Genomic DNA, 19,631 nt, shown 5'->3' on the forward strand with positions numbered 1-19,631 from the left:
AGACCCAGCTCACGCGGCTGGGTCTTTTGCTGCTCCGATGTTACAATAAGGGACATAGCAAGAGAGGGGCGGTTGTAACTTGATAAAAGGTGTATTTTTTGATGTAGACGATACGTTGTACGATCATTTATCCCCCTTCCGTCAAGCCGTAATGGCGATTGTCGGCGAGCGGGAAGGATTCCCCTATGAAGAGGCTTATCATCGGATGCGCTATTACAGTGATATTCTGTCACTGGAGATGGGCGGAGCAGGCGTCATGGAGAGCGGAGCAAGCACGGAGCTGATGCGCCGCCGCAGATTCGAATTATCCCTTGCGGAATTTGGAATTACGCTGAGCGAAGAGCAAGCCTCTGCCATGCAGGCTGCTTATATCGCCTGTCAGTTTAACATTACGATGTTCGAAGGTGCCAAGGAGCTGATCGAACGGCTGGTGAAGGCCGGTTATGTAGTAGGTTTGCTGACTAATGGTGCAGAGAATCATCAGTTGAAGAAGATTCGAGCTATGGAGCTGGATCATCTTATCCCGCCGGAGCGGCAGTTCATCTCTGGCAAGGTTGGATGGGACAAGCCGGATAAGCGGGTATTTGACCATGTTAATGAAATGACGGGGACGAAGCCGGAGGACAGCATCTATATCGGTGATTCCTGGCGTAATGATGTTATCGGCGCATTGGAAGCGGGCTGGTCAGTCATCTGGTACAACCATCGCGGAGCAAATCCGGAATCGATGGAGCATGCTCCAACCCATACAGCGGTCAGTTACGAACAATTAGCCCAGCTGCTTCTATAGAAAGAAGACCCGGATCGGAGGTTCCGGGTCTCTTTGCTTACTTGTAGTGTTTTTTGTGAGCTTTTTTAACCGTTTTGTGCAGTTCAGCTTGTGTGAAGCGCTGAGCAGCCACCAGGTTGCCTTCAGCGTCCTTGCCCCAAGCGGATACAAGAACTTTTTTGCTGAACGTTACGAAACGAACTTCGTATTGTACAAGTTCGGCTACATCAAGAACGGCAAAGCCTGAAGAAAGAGGAGCAAGGCTTAATGTTCTTGTTGCAATAAGTTGTTTATGGCCGTTCAGACGATACAGACGAATGATGACTCTAGCGCGTTTGCAGTTGCTGTTGTTTAGCGCTTTAGCATACACCGTCTCAGAAGCGCCAGGTGTGGCGCCGCCGCCAATTGTGTTTTCAACTGGACCAGTAGAATATACATAGATGAATCCCATTATTTTATCACTACCTTTCATTTGAAGATTAATAGCCTCCATCATCCGCGAATAATCGAAAATCTGATTGCCGGCCTATCATTAATCCCCTTTATTAGACAGGAAAATGGATTCTACTATGCTATTAGGTTATGCTGAGCGGGGAAAAAGTTACTAGATTCGAGACCACTAATCTATGAAATGGACGTTTTACCCAGCCCGTTTATAAGGGAGAAGGGGTTCAATTGCTATTTTCCATATGCTGTGGTATAGTCGCCGCAATTAAGAAGAAGGAAGGGATCAGCTGTGAGCAGACCAAAGCTTGTCGTCATAGGCAGCTTGAATATGGATATTGTTGTGGAGACCAAGGCTTACCCACAGGTAGGCGAGACGATCACTGGAGAGCGTGTCCGCTTTATTCCGGGCGGCAAGGGAGCGAATCAGGCGGTTGCGGGAGCACGTCTCGGCGCTCATACGGCGATGATTGGAGCAGTAGGAGATGATGCTTTTGGTGATGAGCTGCTTGCGAGCCTTCAGAAGGACGGTGTAGATATTGCCGGTGTGCGGCGGATTCCCGGCACAGCGTCAGGTATTGCATCGATTTATGTGGCAGAGGGCGACAACAGTATTGTTGTGGTTCCTGGGGCAAATGGACTTGTGGAACCGGCAGATATCGACCGCTGTGAGGACAAGCTGAAGGAAGCGGATATCGTGCTGCTGCAGCTCGAAATTCCGGTGGAGACGGTGCTGTATGCAGCACGCAAAGCGAAGTCGCTTGGCAAGCTTGTTGTTCTTAATCCTGCACCTGCACAGGAGCTGCCGGAGGAGCTGTTTGGTCTGGTCGATTACTTTACGCCAAACCGGACGGAGCTTAGCGGATATACTGCAATGAGTGCGGATGGAGATTCGCTTGGGCCGGCCATTCATAAGATGATGGAGCTTGGCGCTGCACATGTCGTAACCACGCTTGGTGCTAGCGGCTCTGCTTACCTGGATGAAACCGAGGGGCAGCTTGTACGGGTTGAAGGCTATCGGATGCCGGTTGTCGATACAACTGGAGCAGGAGATTGCTATAATGCAGCATTAGCCGTAGCATTGGCTTCCGGCAGAACACTCATGGATGCTGTGGATTATGCATCTATGGCATCGGCGCTGGCGGTTACCAAATTCGGCGCGCAGACCGGTATGCCAACAGAGGACGAAGTTGCTCGCTTTGCAAAGGAACAAGGAAAATAATCGCGTGAAGTAGTTTCTCCGGATAGGGATATGGCGGCACAATTGCGGAATAATACCTGTGATGCCATCCTAAGGAGGAGTAACGCTATTGCTATGAAACGACTCGTATTGGGTGCGGCGTTAACGGCGCTGTTATGCGGTTTTACTGCCCCGGAAGTGACCAAGGACAGAGCTTACTATGAACGCCGCGGCGAGATTATTTGGGAAGTTCCAGGTGAGAATAAGAGGATCGCACTTACGTTTGATGACGGTCCATACCCGGAAACAACGGAGCCGATCCTGGATCTGCTGAAGGAATATCATGCGAAGGCTACTTTCTTCGTTGTGGGTACTCGGGTCGAAAGTTTCCCGGAGACCGTGAAGAGGGAAGTTGCTGAGGGGCATGAGGTCGCCAACCATACGTTTAACCATGTGTATTTCCTGCAGAAAAAGAACACCGAAACGATGCAAAGTGAAATCGTCAGGACAGAGCAGGCTTTAGAGCAGTTGACCGGCAAGAAGCCCTTATTGTTCCGCCCGCCGGGCGGTTTTTATAATGAGCAGATGATTGCCATCGCCAAGAAGTACGGCTATACCACAGTGTTATGGTCATGGCATCAGGATACGAATGACTGGCGCGCTCCCGGCGTGCAAAAAATCGTAAACAAAGTGCTGAACAATGCCCGTAACGGAGACATTATTCTGCTCCACGACTATGTTCCGCGCTCGATGCAGACCGTGGAAGCCTTGAAGCTGATTCTGCCGGAGCTGCAGAAGCGAGGGTTCGAGATGGTCACGGTGTCGGACCTGATTCATAATCGAGATAGTGTATTGAATCCTTATTAAACCGCAGGTAAAATGAAAGGGAAAGGTCGAACCTTTCCCTGCTTAGAGGCATAGTTTGAACGGGGAGCCATACAATATTGTAAGCGCTATCAGTTTTTGTGGAGGATGCCAAAATACTCGGGAAAAGGTGGTATTGCGATGGGAACTCGTCTTTGGTGGGAACAATCAGTTAGACAACGTTTTCCGCATATTCGATATGTCACCATTCGCAGCTGTGGTCATCATAAAGCGATCATTTACGCATGGGACGACCAGCTTGCGTTGTCCGAAGAAGATGCGGCTAAGCTGCACCGTTATGCAAGCGAGTGGATGTCGCCTGATATTTGCGTAATGGTAAAGCCCTATGACGAAGCGGCGAAGGATCAAGTGCCCAGCGATTCACCTGATGAGGATCTCCGAAAGACTGCGCTGCGGGGCAAATTGGACCAGTCGGCCGTGTTTAAGGTTTTGAACAATTTGTTCGCAGGGGTTGTTGTGTCCTTCAACCGGTATGATGTTCGTACAGGAACCGTGCATTTGGCAGCTTACAGCCACTCTCCTTTCACAGATAATGCGAAGAGCAAAATCCGTTATTATGCCGAAGAATTGATGCCGATTGGTTCAACAGTGGATGTAACCTATTACGGGTGATTAATAGGGGATGGCAGGCCGAAGTCCGGCTGACATTCCATTTGGAAGGGGACCGGCAGCGGTCCTTTTTTTCTGTCGCGGGAAGATTCCATATCCTGTATAATCTTTGGTACATGCTTGTGGAAGTGGAAACTTTGGCAAGGGGGATTTGATCGCGGGATGAGACTGAAACGGTGGCGGACCATCAAATACGCTGCAACAGCCGCATATCTTGTTTTGATCATATTAGGCGTAACGGGGAATATTCCGAGCCGTGTATCGACTAGTCTGGTTGTGATCTTGTTAGGCATTGTCCTGTTTATTCAAGGTTATGAGGACGCCAAGCGGGGAAGAGTTGGCAGCATGCTGTTTTCCATAATTGGCGGAATTATTTGTATATCGGCTCTCACACTTATCTTGATTCTGACGGAGTTTAGTTAGCGGCAGGCTGGATATGGGCGAAAAGCAGCAGGGCGGACGAGCTTTACGCTCTCGCGCATCGTTAAGGTAGCTAATTAGTGGGTTTGAGAGGGGCTTAACGATGCGCGGCATCGTTAAGGGGTGCTCGAACGGGTGGATATGGGCGAAAAGTAGCTGGTTGGCGGAGCTTAGCGCTCTGGCGTATCGTTAAGGGCTGCTCGAACTGGCGCAAGATCGCACCAAAGTGAGAACTCCCCTCCAGCCTCTCGAGAACCAAAAAAATTTAGGTCTTTACTTGTATACAAGAATACAAGTAAAGTAGAAGATAGGAAACATGCAGGAAAGGAGGCGGCATAGATGACGTTATTATCGCCGCTGCAGCCGCAGAAGCATCGCAAGACGCTAGGCGACCAGATCTATGAATCGATCCGGGAGAGCATCGTTTCGTTCCGGCTGGCACCGGGCACGATGATTTACGAGAATGAGCTGGCCGATTCGATGAAGGTAAGCCGCACACCGGTGCGGGAAGCCATCCGGCTGCTCGTCAGCGAACAGCTGCTGGAGGTGCTGCCGCAGCGGGGGACGCGAATCGCGCTTATCTCGGCGCGTAAGGTTAGCGAGGCCCGTTTTATCCGCGAACAACTTGAACTTGGAGCTTTCAAACTTGCAGCTGCCAAATGGGGCGAACGTGACCGAACCGTTGAAAGCGCTTCGATCGAAACGCTGATGAAGCAGCAGCAGGCTGCATCAGATGCGAAAGATATTGCACAGTTTCTGCAGCTGGACGAGGCTTTTCACCGCGCTATCCTTGAGATTGCCGGAAACGATACACTGCTGCAGATGATCTATTACATGCGTGGGCATCTCAATCGGGCAAGGTATCTGGCTATGGACCAATTTGGCCACACCGATCGTGTAATAGAAGAGCACCGTCTCTTGTTTGAGGCGATTCGCGAGGGAAGCGAGCAGCTAGTGGCTGAACGGCTTGCGCAGCATATCCGTAAGCTGGACAACGAGCTGCCGCAATTGCGGGAAGCTCATCCGGATTATTTTATGGACTAACAATAACGAACGATCTTGGGGAGGATGAATGGACATGAAAATGACATTTCGTTGGTATGGGGAAGGTAATGACTCCGTCTCACTTAAGCAAATTAAACAAATTCCAGGCGTTGAGGGCCTCGTATGGGCACTGCATGACGTTCCGGCAGGCGAAGAATGGCCAATGGACAAAATCATGGCATACAAGAAGCTTGCTGACGAGAATGGCTTCCATCTGGAAGTAGTCGAAAGCGTAAACGTACACGAGGACATTAAGCTTGGCCTGCCTACAAGAGACAAATATATTGAGAACTACAAACGTACGATTGAGAAGCTGGCGACAGTTGGCGTTAAAGTGATCTGTTACAACTTCATGCCGATCTTCGATTGGATGCGGACGGATCTGTTTAAAGAGATGGAGGACGGCTCTACTGCGCTCTTCTTCGACAAAGCCAAAGTTCTGAGCATGAGTGCAGAGGAGCTGGTTGAGAACATCGCTGGCAATTCCGCCTACTCGATGCCGGGCTGGGAGCCGGAGCGTCTGAAGCATCTGGCACCGCTGTTCGAAGCCTATAAAGACGTAACGGAAGAGGACCTATTCAACAACCTGCAATACTTCCTGGAGCAGGTCGTTCCTGTAGCCGAGAAGCATGATATCAAGATGGCCATCCACCCGGATGATCCTCCTTACTCGGTATTTGGTCTTCCGCGCATCGTGACGAACCGCGATAATCTGGCGAGACTGCTGAAGCTGGTGGACAGCCCTTCTAACGGCTTGACGCTGTGCAGCGGTTCGCTTGGCGCGAATCCTGATAATGATATTCCAGCGCTCGTACGTGAATTTGCGGACCGGATTCCTTTTGCCCATATTCGTAACGTACGTGTGTATGAGAATGGTGATTTTATCGAGACTTCCCACAAATCAAGCGACGGTACTGTCGATATTGCCGAAGTCGTAAGAGCGTACCACGAGAGCGGATTCCAAGGTTATGTGCGTCCTGACCACGGCCGTCATATTTGGGATGAAGAGTGCCGCCCAGGCTATGGTCTATATGACCGCGCGCTTGGCATCATGTATCTGTGGGGCGTATGGGATGGACTCGATCGGAATAGAAAGGGGAATGCCTAACATGGTACCTAATCATGAGAATTTAGCTGGAAAAGTTGCAGTCATTACTGGAGGAAGCGGCGTGCTCTGCGCGGAGATGGCTAAAGAGCTTGGACGCCAGGGCGTGAAGGTTGCGATCCTGAACCGTACCGCGGAAAAAGGCGAGGCCGTAGCACGTGATATTCGCGAAGCAGGCGGAACAGCGATTGCTGTTGCCTGTAACGTGGTGGATGCGGAGAGTGTGAAGCAGGCAAGTGCGATTGTACTTGAGTCTCTTGGCAGCTGCGATATTCTGATCAACGGTGCCGGCGGCAACCATCCGGACGGCATTACGACGAAGGAAACTTTCCATCCAGACGATCTGGAGAACCCGGATGTTACGACCTTTTTTGATCTGAAAAAAGAGGGCTTTGGTTTCGTATTCGACCTGAACCTTCTAGGCACACTTATTCCGACGCAAGTATTTGCGAAGCAAATGATCAATAAGCCAGGTGCAACGGTGATTAATATGTCCTCGATGAGCGCACCAAGCCCAATGACGAAGGTGCCTGCATACAGCGCAGCAAAAGCTGCTATCAATAACTTCACGCAATGGCTTGCCGTTCATATGGCGGATGTTGGCATTCGTGTGAACGCGATCGCTCCGGGCTTTTTCCTGACGGAACAAAACCGCAAGCTGCTCACCAATGAAGACGGCTCTTTGACAGATCGTTCGAATAAAATCATTACGCACACGCCGATGCGCCGTTTCGGCAAACCGGAAGATCTGCTTGGCACTTTGGTGTGGCTGGCTGATGACAGTGTATCCGGCTTTGTAACGGGTATTACGGTTCCGGTCGACGGCGGCTTTATGGCTTACTCTGGCGTGTAATGCTATGATAAAGGATGCAGTTTAGTGAAAATTGGAAGGAGTGGCGATTGTGAAATACCGGAGACTCGGAAGTACAGATCTTAACGTATCTGTCATTGGTATCGGAACATGGCAGTTCGGAGGAGAATGGGGACGTGAATATACGCAAGGTGAAGCGGATGCGATCCTCGACAAAGGGCATGAGCTTGGCATCAACCTGATTGACACAGCAGAATGTTACGGCGATCATCTCTCAGAATCTCTTATTGGCGACTATATCAGCCGCCGCAATCGTGAAGACTGGATACTTGCAACGAAGTTCGGTCATCACTTCCATGAACGGTTTACTCGTACGGATGTATTTGACCCGGCGGGTGTAATCGAGCAGCTGGATGCATCATTAAAGGCATTAAAAACAGACTACATTGATCTTTATCAGTTCCATTCCGGACCTGATCATCTCTTCGATAACGATGAATTGTGGACGACACTGGACAAGCAGGTGCAGGCGGGAAAAATCCGCTTCCTTGGTACCTCGATTGGCAGCAACGCGAACATTCATCAGACGGAAGCTTCTTCGAAAGTAGGCTCCCGTGCGATTCAAGTCGTGTACAACCGTCTTGACCGTGTGCCGGAAGAGCAGGTATTCCCTTCCTGTCAGCGTCAGGACCTTGGCGTACTTGCGCGTGTTCCGCTCGCCAGCGGTTACTTGAGCGGCAAGTACAAGCCGGGAGCGGTGTTCAGCAGTACCGACGTGCGTCATCGGCATGATGCCGAGAGTACGCAGGAGAAGCTGCGGGAGGTTGAGCGTATTCAGCGCGAAGAATTGCCGCAAGGCATGGATATGGCAAGCTGGGCTCTGGCTTGGTGCCTCAAGCATCCAGCCGTTACAGCAGTTATCCCAGGCTGCAAAGATCCGGAGCAGGTAGCGTCCAACGCGCTTGCTGCACAGCTTGCAAGTGAGCCGCATCCACAAGACGTGAAGCTGACGAAGTAATAAATAGGGCCGGCCCATCATTGGTGAACGGCGCCTCTTGTTAGATACCATCTGACAAGAGGCGCTGCTCGGGGGCTGGCTCTTTTCTATTTTTTGCTGAGGGAGAGATATACACATGGTTAAAGTGTGGATAGTCGCATGCTTAATGGTTGTGATGCTTGCAGGCTGCAGTCAGAGTAAGGAAGAGACTTCGGCAGCGCCGGATTATACGCCGTTTCTGACGGCAGATGAAGGGGAATTGCAGGTTGTCGTCTTAGTGAAGGAGAAAGTGCAGGAAGAAACAAAGGCCGTTAATGATATGGTGGCAGCCATGGCCGGTCGGTTCACGCCAGTAATCTACGATGTGCAGACGGAGGTAGGGGAAAAGGCTGTGCAGCAGCTGCAGACTGACATGAGTTATCCCGCTTATTATCTGTTCAATAATCAGCAGCTATTGGCACAGGGACATGACTTAGCGCAGATCGCCCAGGCTGCGATGGACTACTCTGATCGATTTTCGATTGGGGGAAGTGGCGGCTAACTGATTATACCTCTGTCGCTGTAAGGCCGGAATCAGTCTTACAGCCAAATAATAGCAGGGATTAGGCTTAATTGAGGCATTGTAAGACCGAAATTCGCCGTACAGAGGCAAAAAGTCACCGCGTGCTAAGCTGTAAGGCTGAAAACAGTCTTACAGCAGGCCATCGAGCAGAATGGACAAATAGAGAGGCCAAAAAGGACCTAACCGGGCTTCACTCGGCCTGACTTCCGCAGGATGGATGCGGAGAAACAGCGAGAGTGGAGGGAGTTAGGTCCTTTGTTTTACCCGTTTCAGAAGAAAAAGAACGAGCGGAAGCCGCGTTTTTTGCGTTTGCCCTCTGCCTCAGTGGATTGTGCAATCTCAAAGGCGGCACTCGGCTGCTCTGGGTTGCGGATCGCTTCGATACTAGCGGCCAGCTCAGTCAGTGACTTGCGAAGCTCCTCTAATTCTTTGCGATGATGGAGCAGCTGGACGGTAACGACTTCATCGGCCTTTTGGGACAAGGCGTTCTCTATGGCATTAAGACGCTCGAGCATCGGATCTGGTTCATCGAATAGGTGAGATGAGGGACGGTTAGGGGCAGTAGGGACGGTTACTTGCGAAGCTTCATGCGATTGAACAGTATCGCTTGCTTGTGGGGCAAGAGTCAAAAGGCTATTCCCTCCAGCACCTGCTGCAGCATGCTCAATACCTGTAGTAATCTCTGCTGTTGCTAGATCAACTTCACCAGGACCAGCATTACGAACGTTACCTGCACGATCAACGACGAGTACACTAGAGTTAGCATTACGACCTAAAGCAACGGCACGCTCAACAGTAGAACCAGCGTTACCACCGCCATTACTACCAGCACCATCAGCCATCGAGTTATCTCCATTTGCACCAGCTTGAACTGGAGCCCCACCTCCAACCACTTCTGCTGCTAATGCAGCCAATGCTTCTTCTTCCGCCAGCGTAGGGAGCTTAATGTCATATAACGCTGTGCCGGCATCGAGCTGGCCTTTTACCTGCCGAAGCTTGTTCATCGCGGGAGCATCAAAGATGTAGTGTCCGAACATGTCCTTCCGGAAGGATGCAGGGAAGGTGGACACCCAACGTCTAATGGTTGTTTCGCTGACGACGAGCTGCTGGGCAGCCTCTTTTGTTTTGAGTAACGTCATTTCATCACCTCATTCATTTGTCACTAGTGAGACTTATTCGTCCCCGCGAGCCAACTCCCTGCCAGCCTGACAAAGGTAGTGGTATATCGCTAAAAGAAGTGCTGATCCGATTGAATTCGCCTAAACGGGGACGATTCGTCAGCCGCTGAGGAGTGTGGAGCTGGAAGTTCGACGATTTGTCAGGAAGGCGAACATTTTCGACTCCACTAATCCAATAGTTCGTGAATAGACGACAAATTTCGCGAAAAAGGATTGACACCGTCTGCCCACTCCTTTAATCTTATGAAGGTTAATTGAACAACTCTAATCAGCTACATTCGTATATCCTCATCAATATGGCGTGAGGGTCTCTACAAGGAGCCAAAAATCCTAACTACGAATAAGGGATACGTGTATCTACTATCCTGAATTCGCGGCGTAGGATTTTTTTTGTTTTCCCATATTTACTAATTCGCCGCCAACAAGGAGACAATAGGTAAAAAGCGTACCCAGACATTACGAACAACTCGGAGGGAACAAGCAATGGAACGCCTGTTTAAATTGAAGGAGCGGGGCACGTCGGTAACGACGGAATTGCTCGCGGGAGTAACGACTTTTCTAACGATGGTCTATATCGTAATCGTCAATCCCGGCGTATTAAGTGAAGCGGGAATGGACTTCCACGGCGTCTTTATCGCAACGGTTCTTGCAAGTATCGTAGCAACGCTTATTATGGGACTTTTCTCGAACTATCCAATCGCACTGGCACCTGGTATGGGCCTTAACGCGTATTTTGCTTTTACCGTAGTAGGAGGAGAAGGTGTATCGTGGCAGACAGCGCTTGGCGCCGTGTTTGTTGCGGGGGTTATATTCATTCTGCTGTCGCTGACATCCTTCCGCTATATGCTGCTGGATGCCATCCCAACAAGCCTGAAGCATGCGATTACAGCGGGGATTGGCTTATTTATTACGTTTATTGGTCTTCAAAATGCAAAAATCGTTGTCGCTTCGCCAGCAACGCTCATTACGATGGGTGATCTGTCGCAGCCGATGACACTGCTTACGATTGTTGGCCTTATCATTTCGCTTGTCCTGATGGCCTACCGGGTCAAAGGCTTCCTGTTCATCGGCATGATCATTACCGCAATTATCGCGGCGATCACCGGTGAGATGCATCTGCCGGATACCTGGGCTTCACTTCCTACGGGACTTAATGCGACATTTTTCCAACTGGATATTGGAGGCGTGTTTGAAAATGGCCTTTATGCCGTTATCTTCACGTTCCTGCTTATTACCCTGTTTGACACGACAGGTACGATGCTTGGCGTAGCCGAGCAGGCTGGCCTGCTGAAAGATAATAAATTCCCGCGTTCGCGCGGTGCTTTGCTCGCTGATGCGATCGGAACAACAACAGGTGCCCTTCTGGGTACTAGCCCAACATCCGCTTATGTCGAGTCCAGCTCAGGTGTTGCCGTTGGCGGCAGAACGGGGCTTACAGCGATTACGGTCTGTGTACTGCTCGCGCTGACGCTCTTCTTCTCCCCTACGGTAGCCGTGTTGGCAGGCATTCCGGCTATCACCGCTCCGGCACTAATTATCGTAGGCTTCCTGATGATCAACGTGCTGCGCAAGATCGAGTGGAATGACATCGAAGAGGCATTCCCCGCGTTCCTGATCGTTGTTCTTATGCCACTTACGTATAGCATTGCAACGGGGATTGGCGTTGGCTTTATCGTGTATCCGATTCTAAAGCTGATCCGTGGCAAAGGCAAAGATGTTCATCCGATTTTTTACGTATTTGCGGTATTATTCTTCATCCAGCTAGCATTCTTTAGCCACTAAGCAGCAAGCGGCGGCAGAGCACCAATCTACCCCCTCACACGTACAATAACCCATGGCATGATCATGGGAGGGGTAATACAATGCTTCTGATTTCGGGCAGTGACGCCGGACAGATTAACCCGTTTGCGTTAACGCCGGTGGAGCGTGAAGTGCTGCAGGATAAGCAAAACAGTCCAGTTGTCTATCGCTATGCTTCAATGGATGAGCTTTATTTCGAGCTGCGCTTAAGGGATCGTATCGTGAATGCATCCAGAATGCTGCAGGACAGCCGGGCCGACTTTGCGGTATTCCGTAATTCGAGAAGTAATCCGCAATACTGGACGCGTACAGACAATGGCGGATTTCAGATGAATCCAGACGTTCGGCCGTCCGATGCGATTAATGATATTTTTCAAAATGGTGAGGAATATGGGTTCGAGTGCGCTACGGCAATCGTGATCATATTGTATAAAGGTGTGCTGGATACGATCGGGGAGCAGATGTTCAACTCGCTGTTCAACCCTTTATATTTGCGGGACTGGAATCACGACAGCGATCTGTGGTTCATTACAACACATAACAAGAATGAAGCATTGCCAGGTGATGTGATGTACTTCCGTAATCCGGACTTTGACCGAGATACACCGGAATGGCAAGGGGAAAATGTCGTAAAGCTGTCAGAAAATCTCTTCTTCGGCCATGGCATCGGGATCGAGTCGGGCGAGGAGATTATTGCTGCCCTTAATAAAATGCGTGAGCCAGGCAGCATGGAGTCTGCCTATCTGGAGGATATGGTCGTTCATCCAAACTTCAAGCATCTGCAGACCATTACGTCCCGTCAAAGCCGCTTTGCGCTGAGACTTGGTAATTTGTAAGGGAATCAGCGTACCGAGCGCATGTTTTTGCGGAAAAGCTGAGGCGCTTCACCGGTAATTTTCTTGAACAGCCGCGAAAAATAAAATACATCGCTGTAGCCAAGCGCTCCCGCGATTTCCTTAACCGTCTGCTCCGTATTGAGCAGGCGGTTTTTGGCTTCCGCCATCTTGAGGCGATGGACGTATTCATGCAGGGCGAAGCCCGTGTATTCGCTGACAGTACGGCGAAGTGTCGACAATGCCCAGTGATGGCGCTCTGCAAAAGCTGCAGCGTCGAATGGCTCATGCAGCGTAGCGGACAAGGCTTCTAACAGCGGGGCAAGCCTTGCTGATTTGCTCCCGGAAGGAGAAGCTTGGCAGAGCTGCACCCATTCATAGACGAGTGATTCAAGCAGCAGGGAAGCACGGTCAGCATTGGCGGGTGTACCACTTTCCATCAACGCGAAGATCCGGTCGATTCGGTTCTGCGACGAGGCATCCTCACCTGGATGCATGACCGTATTCGGCTGAATTGGCCAATGGTCCAGCCATTCCTGCAATCTTGTTCCTTCAATTGTAAAATAGTACTCATCCCAAAAACCGTCTGGGTCCGGACCATAATCATAGTGGACACCAGGCTGGAACAAGAAGAGGCTGCCCACTGTCACGCGCTGCGGTTCTCCATGGTTCACCCGATAGGTGCCAGATCCTCCTGCAATATAAACGATCGCCCAATGGGTGAAAACAGCCCCTTGCCGGTAATGAGTCCGGCCTGGCAGATAGCCTGCATTCCGAATGACGAGAGAACGAACGGACAGCTTGGCGGGATCAAGCGTCAAATCGACAACGCGGAGGGGCTTTGGACTGATCATATAATCCATGAATTGAGCCATGCTGTTCATTCCTCTCTTTTTAATCTCATGATAAATTGAACATAGATCTGATTGCAACTGATTATAGGAAACATGGAGGAGATGCTGGCAATGGCGAAATTAAAGGTTGGAGTTATTGGAGCAGGGTCAATATCGAGTTCACATTTGCATGCTTATTCGGTTCATTCTGAGGTGGAGCTTACAGCAATTGCTGATATGAACGGAGAACGTGCGCAGGAGAAGGCTGCAGCTTATGGCATCCCTCATGTTTATGATAACTATATAGAACTGCTGGCTAATCCGGATATTGATGCGGTAAGCATCTGCACCTGGAACAATAGTCATGCCGAAATTGCTGTTGCTGCTTTGCTCGCTGGCAAGCATGTGCTATGTGAAAAGCCGCTTGCTCAGACCGTGGAACAAGCACTAACTGTACAGGAAGCGGTGAAGCGTTCCGGTAAAATGCTGCTTGTCGGCTTTGTCCGCCGTTATGCTGATCAGGCACAGTTAGTGAAGCAGTATGCGGAGAGTGGACAGCTCGGCGAGATCTATTATGCCAAAGCATCCGCTATTCGCCGTCTTGGCAATCCTGGCGGGTGGTTCTCGGATGCCACGCGTTCGGGCGGCGGCCCGCTGATTGATATCGGAGTACATATGATTGATTTGTGCTGGTATCTGATGGGCAAGCCAAAGCCGGTCTCGGTGAGCGGGAATACGTACCGGAAGCTGGGCAACCGGTCGCATATTGAAGGTTTAAGCTTTTATAAAGCAGCGGATTACAATGCTTCGCTTAACGATGTAGAGGATATGGCCAATGCGCTGATCCGCTTCGAGAACGGTGCTTCGCTGTACGTGGATATCAGCTATACGCTGCATGCCGCGCAGAACGAGATGAGCAGCAAAATTTACGGAACCAAAGGCGGAGCGGAGCTTGATCCGAAGCTGGTGATCGTAACCGAGCAGTTCAACAAAATCGTGAATATCGAGCCGCAGCTGGATCATCTGGACTTCCAGTTCCAGGACAGCTTTAATCAGGAGATTGCGCATTTTGTAGATTGCTGCTTTGGGAAAGCAGAGCCAATCAGCCCGGTTGAGGATGGCGTTGAGCTGATGCGGATGCTGGAGGCGGTCTATCAGTCGGCGGCGCTTGGGGCAGAAGTTACATTGGAATCAGATGCAGTGGTTGAAGTGGCAGCTGCGACGAAGGAGGGTGTATAAACGATGACGGATCTGGTGAGAACAAAGATTAGCAATCCAATCGGCGTTATTGTCGAGAGCTTCGGAATTGGCCTGCAAGAAGGTTTAAAGAAGGCAGTGGAGGTTGGTGCAGAAGGCGTACAGATCTACGCGGTCAGCGGCGAGACCGATCCTGCAAACTTGTCGGCTTCGGCACGGCGTGAGCTGAAGGATCAGATTGATTCGCTCGGATTAACCATATCCGCCTTGTGCGGTGATCTTGGCGGCCATGGTTTTCAGGATGCAGCCGCTAATCCGGCTAAGATCGAGAAGTCGAAGCGTATTCTGGAGCTGGCGCTTGACCTTGGAACGAATATCGTGACTACACATATTGGCATTGTACCTGAGGATACAGAATCGGCGATTTATGCTGCGATGCAGAGCTCATGTGAAGAGCTGAGCAGCTATGCGAGCAGCATGGGGGCGTATTTTGCAATCGAAACAGGACCAGAGCCTGCTGCACGATTGAAGGCGTTCCTCGATTCTTTATCGACAAACGGCGTGTCGGTCAATTTTGACCCTGCGAATATGGTGATGGTAACGGGAGATGATCCGGTCCAAGGCGTGTATCTGCTGAAGGATTACATCGTGCATACCCATGCGAAGGATGGGCTGAAGCTGGCGGCTGAAGTGGATCCTCGTCAGGTGTACGGCTACTTGGGTTATAACAAGATGGACCATAATGTGATCGCCGATATGGTAACGGACGGGGCTTTGTTCCGTGAAGTGCCGCTTGGCGAAGGCAGTGTTCCTTTTGACCGTTACTTGAAGGCGCTTCAGGATATCGGGTTCAACGGCTATTTGACGATTGAGCGCGAGGTAGGGCAGCAGCCGGAAGAGGATATCCGTAAGGCTGTGCAGTTCCTGCGGGCTTTTCGCTAGAGACAAAGCGTGAGTGGTCACAAGGTAGCATGTCTTGATATGACGCTCACTATGCCCATAGTTGGCAGATTTCAGTGAAAACCGTTGCAAAATGTTAATATTTACGCCGCATACAACCCCCTATTGTCCGTTAATATAGAAGTAATAGCGAGAAGGGGGTAGTTACAGATGAACGTTCCTGTTGGAGTATGGATTTTTGCCGGCATCATCGTTGTTTTGCTCACCTGGATGACCCTTTGGGTCACAAAGAAAGCATATTCGAAAAAATGGGACGACTCCGACGTCTAGTCGGACCGCACTGTTATAAATAAGAGCTGCCTGAAGTGAACATAGTTCACTGGGGCGGCTCTTTTTCGTTGTAGAATGGAGAGCTTGGCGATGCGGCGTGGAAAAGGCAGATTGGGAGAGAGCTATACGATGCGGCACATCGTTAAGGTAGGCGGAAACGTGCGAAAGTGGCTTAAAAGTAGCTGGTTAGTTGGGTTAAACGATGTGCAGCATCGTTAGGCGTGGGAACGTTAAATTCATTTTAGAAATGACTGGAAGATGTTATGATATTTGAGCACTCACTAATTCTGGTTAAGCTGAGGTGATCCTTCTGACTCCGCTGTTACTCTATTTTTTCGCATTCATTATTTTTGTAATCCTTCTGCCCACCACTATTATGGCTTTATGGGACAAGAAAGACTGGATGGTTGGCCTTTTAGCCTTGCAAATAACCGCTGTAGGGATTGGTATTGTTCTCAAATACAATGCTACTACGGCATTAGTAATGGGCTATTTTCTCATGACGTTTGGCATAATGCTTACCATAAGCTTATTTTTCAGAAAAGAGAACTCAAACTAAAAGGGAGTCCCTGCGCCTTACGGCAATGAGGGACTCCCTTTCTTAGTTAACCCTTGAACTCAAGCAGAGCCGGGTCGAAGGCAGGAACAAGGCCTTCTTCGGCTGCACGGGTGAGCAGGGAAGTGATAGCGGCGTAACCGCTGCTGCCGAGGTTGCCGGTGAAGTCGTTCACATACAGGTTAATGTGCTGCTGGGCAACGGACGGGTCCATTTCCTGTGCATGCTGCATGACATAGTCCTTTGACGCTTCGGGATGCTTCCAGGCATACTCGACGGATTGCTCGATCCAGCTCGAGATGGATGCCAGATCCAACGATCGGCGGGCGATAATGGCACCAAGCGGGATCGGCAGTCCGGTATCGGACTCCCACCAGCTGCCGAGATCAACCAGCATGGACAAGTCATAGTTCTGGTAAGTGAAGCGTGCTTCATGAATCACAAGCCCCGCATCAATCTTGCCACCCTGTACAGCAGGCATAATCTCGTGGAACGGCATAACGATAATCTCGCCTACACCGCCAGGCACGTTTTGAGCGGCCCATAGACGGAACAGCAGATAAGCAGTCGAACGCTCACTTGGCACGGCAACCTTTTTACCGCTTAAAGTAGACGGATCTTCAAGCTTCTCCTTCGTCAGGACAAGTGGGCCGCAGCCTCGGCCAAGTGCACCGCCGCATGGCAAAAGCGCATAATCTTTGAGCACCCATGGCAATGCAGCGTAGGAGATTTTGAGTACATCCAGATCACTGTCGCCGCTGGCTGCCAGGTTGTTCGTAATGTCGATATCAGCATATGTCACTTCAAATTCCGGCGCGCCGGGAATCAGTCCATGCGTCAAGGCATGGAACACAAACGTGTCATTAGGACACGGGGAAAAAGCAATTTTCATTCGATAACCTCCCGTAATACGGAGCTTGCAGCTTCAAGAGACTGCAGAGCGTCCTTGATCCGCCAAGCGCTGCGGTCACGCGGGCCAACCGGATTCGAGATGGCGCGAAGCTCCAGCACTGGAAGACCAGCCCGGCGAGCAGCAGCGGCAACACCAAAGCCTTCCATCGCTTCCGCGGCAGCACCAGAAATACGCTCGGTGAGCGAAGCAGCCGTTTCGGCTGATCCTGTTACTGTAGATAAAGTAAGGACTGGGCCTAATGTTGTCTGTAACCCGGCAGCTTGAAGCGCCGAAGTTAAACGCTCAGCGAGTGTCACATCTACCTCAATAACTGCGGAGCCAAATCCAAGCTTGTCCACGCTGTGGAAGCCTTCTGGTGTTTCAGCACCAAGATCGGCAGCGATTATCGTATTCGAGACGACAAGCGAGCCAACCTCGGCACGCTCCTTGAATCCACCGGCAATACCTGCGGAAATAACAAGGCGATAAGCGCCAGTGCCTGCCAGTGCAAGCACCGTAGCAGTGCTGACGGCCGCTTCAACTGGGCCAACACCTGCTTCCATCACCTCAAAGCGGTTGTCCCCGTGAAGACCGCGCAGGACGGCATCTCGTTCAACCGCGACTGCGGTCATGACGAGTATTTTTCCATTTTCGCTCATGCTGCAAACTCCTTTGATAATGAACCGCGTCGCCAAAGTTCGGCGAAACATTTCACTTTGGCGATAAAATCTACCTTATAACGCGGTCGCTCATCTTCGATAAGCTTCAATAAAGATTTTCTCACTACTAAAGTAATTATAGACCTCTTAGAAGGCTGTTGTCATTTTTTCGAACGGCCGTTATCGCTTGCGAACCTCAAAAAACTCGCATTCCTGCCTGGTGTAGTAGACAAGATCGCTTACGCTGGACTGAATGACAACGATGTTGTCGTCGAATCGGACCACGGAGCCGCCGCTGTTCACAATATAATCATCCTTAAAGACGCGTACCGGATATTGCAGTTTAACGGCTTCTTCGAAGTCCGGATCGGTAAACAATTTACGGTTCATGGCCACTTTTCTTTTCTCCCCTTTCGCGATTAGTGAGTTCGTTAAAAACAGTGTAGGCTTAAATGAGCCCGTTGTCCATGCGGAGCACAAAGCTTGGTTTATGTATCTTAAGAGGGTACAATATAGAGAGCATTTTATAGAAGCAGGAGGAAATAATTCATGACCTTACATAATGAAAAACTTACTGTATTTATCGGATCTTACGCAGAGGCTTCGGCCAGCGGTGTGTACCGGTATGAATTTGATACGACGGAAGGGACACTTACGCTATTGGATCAAGCATCGGGGCTGAAAAACCCAACCTTCCTTAATGTAGACGTGACTAACCGCAGACTATACGCGATCGCAGAAGGCGTGGACGCGGAAGGGACGAAGGTTGGCGATGGTGTTTCTTTTTCGATCGAGGGAAGCGGACTTGCTGAATTAAACCGGAAGCTTGCGATTACAGCACCTTCCTGCCATATTCAGCGTGATGCAACCAGTGAATTTGTGCTGCTCTGCAGCTACCATGGAGGCCGGATCAGCCTAGTTTCCTTGACGGAAAATGGTGAGATCGGTGATCTTCTCGACATTCAGCAACATGAAGGAACTGGTCCGCATCCGAACCAAAATCAGCCGCATCCGCATAGCACGAATTTCAGCCCGGATGGTAAATATATTTTTGTGCCGGATCTTGGTATTGACCGAATTGTGGCTTACACCCTGGATAAAGAAAACCGCAAGCTGGTCCGCCATGGCGAGACTGTTGTGCATCCTGGCGCAGGCCCGCGTCATATGACGTTCCATCCGAACGGTCTGTTTGCTTTTGTCATTAACGAGCTGGACTCGACAATCATTGCTTACCGTTACGATGCGGAAAAGGGTGCCCTGGAAACGCTGCAGACGGTATCCACTTTGCCTGAGGGTTATACGGAAGCGAATGGCTGCGCAGAAATCGCGATTTCGGAGGATGGTCGTTTCTTGTACGGCTCTAACCGTGGTCACGACAGCCTTGTTGTTTTTGCAGTTGATGGGGACAGCGGTCAGCTTACACTGGTTGGACATGTGTCGACGGAAGGCAAACATCCACGGCATTTTGCGCTGGTACCAGGTGGTCAATTTGCGATTACGGTGAACAAGGATACGAATAATGCTGCGGTGTTCCGTATTGCGGAGTCAGGTATGCCGGTATATACGGGTTATTCGATCGAGATCGCTGGGCCGGTGTGCGTCATTCCAGTTCAGCTTTAATATTGGT

The 19,631-nt window shown here is 50.4% G+C and carries 21 protein-coding genes and 1 riboswitch; of the genes, 15 read left to right on the forward strand and 6 right to left on the reverse strand.

The features are described from left to right. The first annotated feature begins 79 nt into the window (after nucleotides 1-79). Complete coding sequence (locus AC0YNT_RS11585; RefSeq protein WP_475804700.1) at nucleotides 80-790, forward strand: HAD family hydrolase; 711 nt, start codon at nucleotides 80-82, stop codon at nucleotides 788-790. A gap of 37 nt (nucleotides 791-827) precedes the next feature. Here AC0YNT_RS11585 and AC0YNT_RS11590 read toward each other — a convergent pair whose 3' ends face one another. After that, complete coding sequence (locus AC0YNT_RS11590; RefSeq protein ID WP_475804701.1) at nucleotides 828-1,241, reverse strand: hypothetical protein; 414 nt, start codon at nucleotides 1,239-1,241, stop codon at nucleotides 828-830. A gap of 264 nt (nucleotides 1,242-1,505) precedes the next feature. On the opposite strand from AC0YNT_RS11590, the gene rbsK reads away from it, so the two are divergent. The 9 genes from rbsK (at nucleotide 1,506) to AC0YNT_RS11635 (ending at nucleotide 8,805) form a co-directional block, all read left to right on the forward strand. Beyond that, complete coding sequence (rbsK, locus tag AC0YNT_RS11595) at nucleotides 1,506-2,435, forward strand: ribokinase (RefSeq protein ID WP_475804702.1); 930 nt, start codon at nucleotides 1,506-1,508, stop codon at nucleotides 2,433-2,435. A 93-nt stretch (nucleotides 2,436-2,528) separates the two neighbouring features. Beyond that, nucleotides 2,529-3,260, forward strand: coding sequence for a polysaccharide deacetylase family protein (locus AC0YNT_RS11600; protein WP_475804703.1), 732 nt, complete (start codon nucleotides 2,529-2,531; stop codon nucleotides 3,258-3,260). 138 nt (nucleotides 3,261-3,398) lie between these two features. Then, complete coding sequence (locus AC0YNT_RS11605; RefSeq protein WP_475804704.1) at nucleotides 3,399-3,890, forward strand: hypothetical protein; 492 nt, start codon at nucleotides 3,399-3,401, stop codon at nucleotides 3,888-3,890. Between the two features lie 159 nt (nucleotides 3,891-4,049). Then, nucleotides 4,050-4,310 carry a hypothetical protein gene (locus tag AC0YNT_RS11610; protein ID WP_167278342.1) on the forward strand — a complete coding sequence of 87 codons (261 nt, stop codon included), beginning with the start codon at nucleotides 4,050-4,052 and terminating at the stop codon, nucleotides 4,308-4,310. A gap of 336 nt (nucleotides 4,311-4,646) precedes the next feature. Further along, nucleotides 4,647-5,351 carry a GntR family transcriptional regulator gene (locus AC0YNT_RS11615; RefSeq protein ID WP_475804705.1) on the forward strand — a complete coding sequence of 235 codons (705 nt, stop codon included), beginning with the start codon at nucleotides 4,647-4,649 and terminating at the stop codon, nucleotides 5,349-5,351. A 34-nt stretch (nucleotides 5,352-5,385) separates the two neighbouring features. Next, the gene (gene uxuA / locus AC0YNT_RS11620) at nucleotides 5,386-6,459 is read left to right on the forward strand and encodes a mannonate dehydratase (RefSeq protein ID WP_475804706.1); all 1,074 of its coding nucleotides are present in this window, start codon (nucleotides 5,386-5,388) and stop codon (nucleotides 6,457-6,459) included. 1 nt (nucleotide 6,460) lies between these two features. Continuing rightward, nucleotides 6,461-7,309 (forward strand): SDR family oxidoreductase, encoded by an 849-nt coding sequence (locus AC0YNT_RS11625; protein ID WP_167278345.1) that lies wholly within the window; start codon nucleotides 6,461-6,463, stop codon nucleotides 7,307-7,309. A 49-nt stretch (nucleotides 7,310-7,358) separates the two neighbouring features. Further along, nucleotides 7,359-8,285 (forward strand): aldo/keto reductase, encoded by a 927-nt coding sequence (locus tag AC0YNT_RS11630; RefSeq protein WP_475804707.1) that lies wholly within the window; start codon nucleotides 7,359-7,361, stop codon nucleotides 8,283-8,285. 115 nt (nucleotides 8,286-8,400) lie between these two features. Continuing rightward, entirely contained in the window at nucleotides 8,401-8,805 is a 405-nt protein-coding gene (locus tag AC0YNT_RS11635; RefSeq protein WP_475804708.1) for a hypothetical protein, read from the forward strand. A 290-nt stretch (nucleotides 8,806-9,095) separates the two neighbouring features. On the opposite strand, the gene AC0YNT_RS11640 is transcribed toward AC0YNT_RS11635, so the two are convergent. Next, a complete protein-coding gene (locus AC0YNT_RS11640) occupies nucleotides 9,096-9,965 on the reverse strand; it encodes a hypothetical protein (protein WP_475804709.1) in 870 nt (289 codons plus the stop codon). Nucleotides 9,966-10,262: 297 nt separating this feature from the next. Further along, a riboswitch (purine riboswitch) is annotated at nucleotides 10,263-10,361 on the forward strand. A 126-nt stretch (nucleotides 10,362-10,487) separates the two neighbouring features. Here AC0YNT_RS11640 and AC0YNT_RS11645 point away from each other — a divergent pair. Next, the gene (locus AC0YNT_RS11645) at nucleotides 10,488-11,786 is read left to right on the forward strand and encodes an NCS2 family permease (RefSeq protein WP_475804710.1); all 1,299 of its coding nucleotides are present in this window, start codon (nucleotides 10,488-10,490) and stop codon (nucleotides 11,784-11,786) included. Between the two features lie 80 nt (nucleotides 11,787-11,866). After that, nucleotides 11,867-12,640 carry a protein-glutamine gamma-glutamyltransferase gene (locus tag AC0YNT_RS11650; RefSeq protein WP_475804711.1) on the forward strand — a complete coding sequence of 258 codons (774 nt, stop codon included), beginning with the start codon at nucleotides 11,867-11,869 and terminating at the stop codon, nucleotides 12,638-12,640. A gap of 5 nt (nucleotides 12,641-12,645) precedes the next feature. Here the strand turns inward: AC0YNT_RS11650 and AC0YNT_RS11655 are convergent, their stop codons facing one another. Beyond that, nucleotides 12,646-13,512: a helix-turn-helix domain-containing protein gene (locus tag AC0YNT_RS11655; RefSeq protein ID WP_475804712.1), complete on the reverse strand. Its 867-nt coding sequence runs from the start codon at nucleotides 13,510-13,512 to the stop codon at nucleotides 12,646-12,648. A gap of 90 nt (nucleotides 13,513-13,602) precedes the next feature. On the opposite strand from AC0YNT_RS11655, the gene AC0YNT_RS11660 reads away from it, so the two are divergent. Then, a complete protein-coding gene (locus AC0YNT_RS11660; protein ID WP_475804713.1) occupies nucleotides 13,603-14,709 on the forward strand; it encodes a Gfo/Idh/MocA family protein in 1,107 nt (368 codons plus the stop codon). A 3-nt stretch (nucleotides 14,710-14,712) separates the two neighbouring features. Next, nucleotides 14,713-15,609: a sugar phosphate isomerase/epimerase family protein gene (locus AC0YNT_RS11665; protein ID WP_475804714.1), complete on the forward strand. Its 897-nt coding sequence runs from the start codon at nucleotides 14,713-14,715 to the stop codon at nucleotides 15,607-15,609. 893 nt (nucleotides 15,610-16,502) lie between these two features. Here the strand turns inward: AC0YNT_RS11665 and AC0YNT_RS11670 are convergent. The 3 genes from AC0YNT_RS11670 to AC0YNT_RS11680 all read right to left on the reverse strand — a co-directional run bounded on the left by AC0YNT_RS11670 (nucleotide 16,503) and on the right by AC0YNT_RS11680 (nucleotide 18,400). Further along, nucleotides 16,503-17,345 (reverse strand): 1,4-dihydroxy-6-naphthoate synthase, encoded by an 843-nt coding sequence (locus AC0YNT_RS11670; RefSeq protein WP_475804715.1) that lies wholly within the window; start codon nucleotides 17,343-17,345, stop codon nucleotides 16,503-16,505. After that, nucleotides 17,342-18,004, reverse strand: coding sequence for a futalosine hydrolase (locus AC0YNT_RS11675; RefSeq protein ID WP_475804716.1), 663 nt, complete (start codon nucleotides 18,002-18,004; stop codon nucleotides 17,342-17,344). The genes AC0YNT_RS11670 and AC0YNT_RS11675 overlap by 4 nt, the downstream gene beginning before the upstream one ends. Before the next feature lie 180 nt (nucleotides 18,005-18,184). Then, nucleotides 18,185-18,400, reverse strand: a complete 216-nt coding sequence (locus AC0YNT_RS11680) for a hypothetical protein (protein ID WP_475804717.1) — start codon at nucleotides 18,398-18,400, stop codon at nucleotides 18,185-18,187. Nucleotides 18,401-18,553: 153 nt separating this feature from the next. On the opposite strand from AC0YNT_RS11680, the gene AC0YNT_RS11685 reads away from it, so the two are divergent. Then, complete coding sequence (locus tag AC0YNT_RS11685; RefSeq protein ID WP_475804718.1) at nucleotides 18,554-19,624, forward strand: lactonase family protein; 1,071 nt, start codon at nucleotides 18,554-18,556, stop codon at nucleotides 19,622-19,624. Nucleotides 19,625-19,631 lie beyond the last annotated feature (7 nt).

Source organism: Paenibacillus sp. J22R56 (assembly GCF_056269375.1).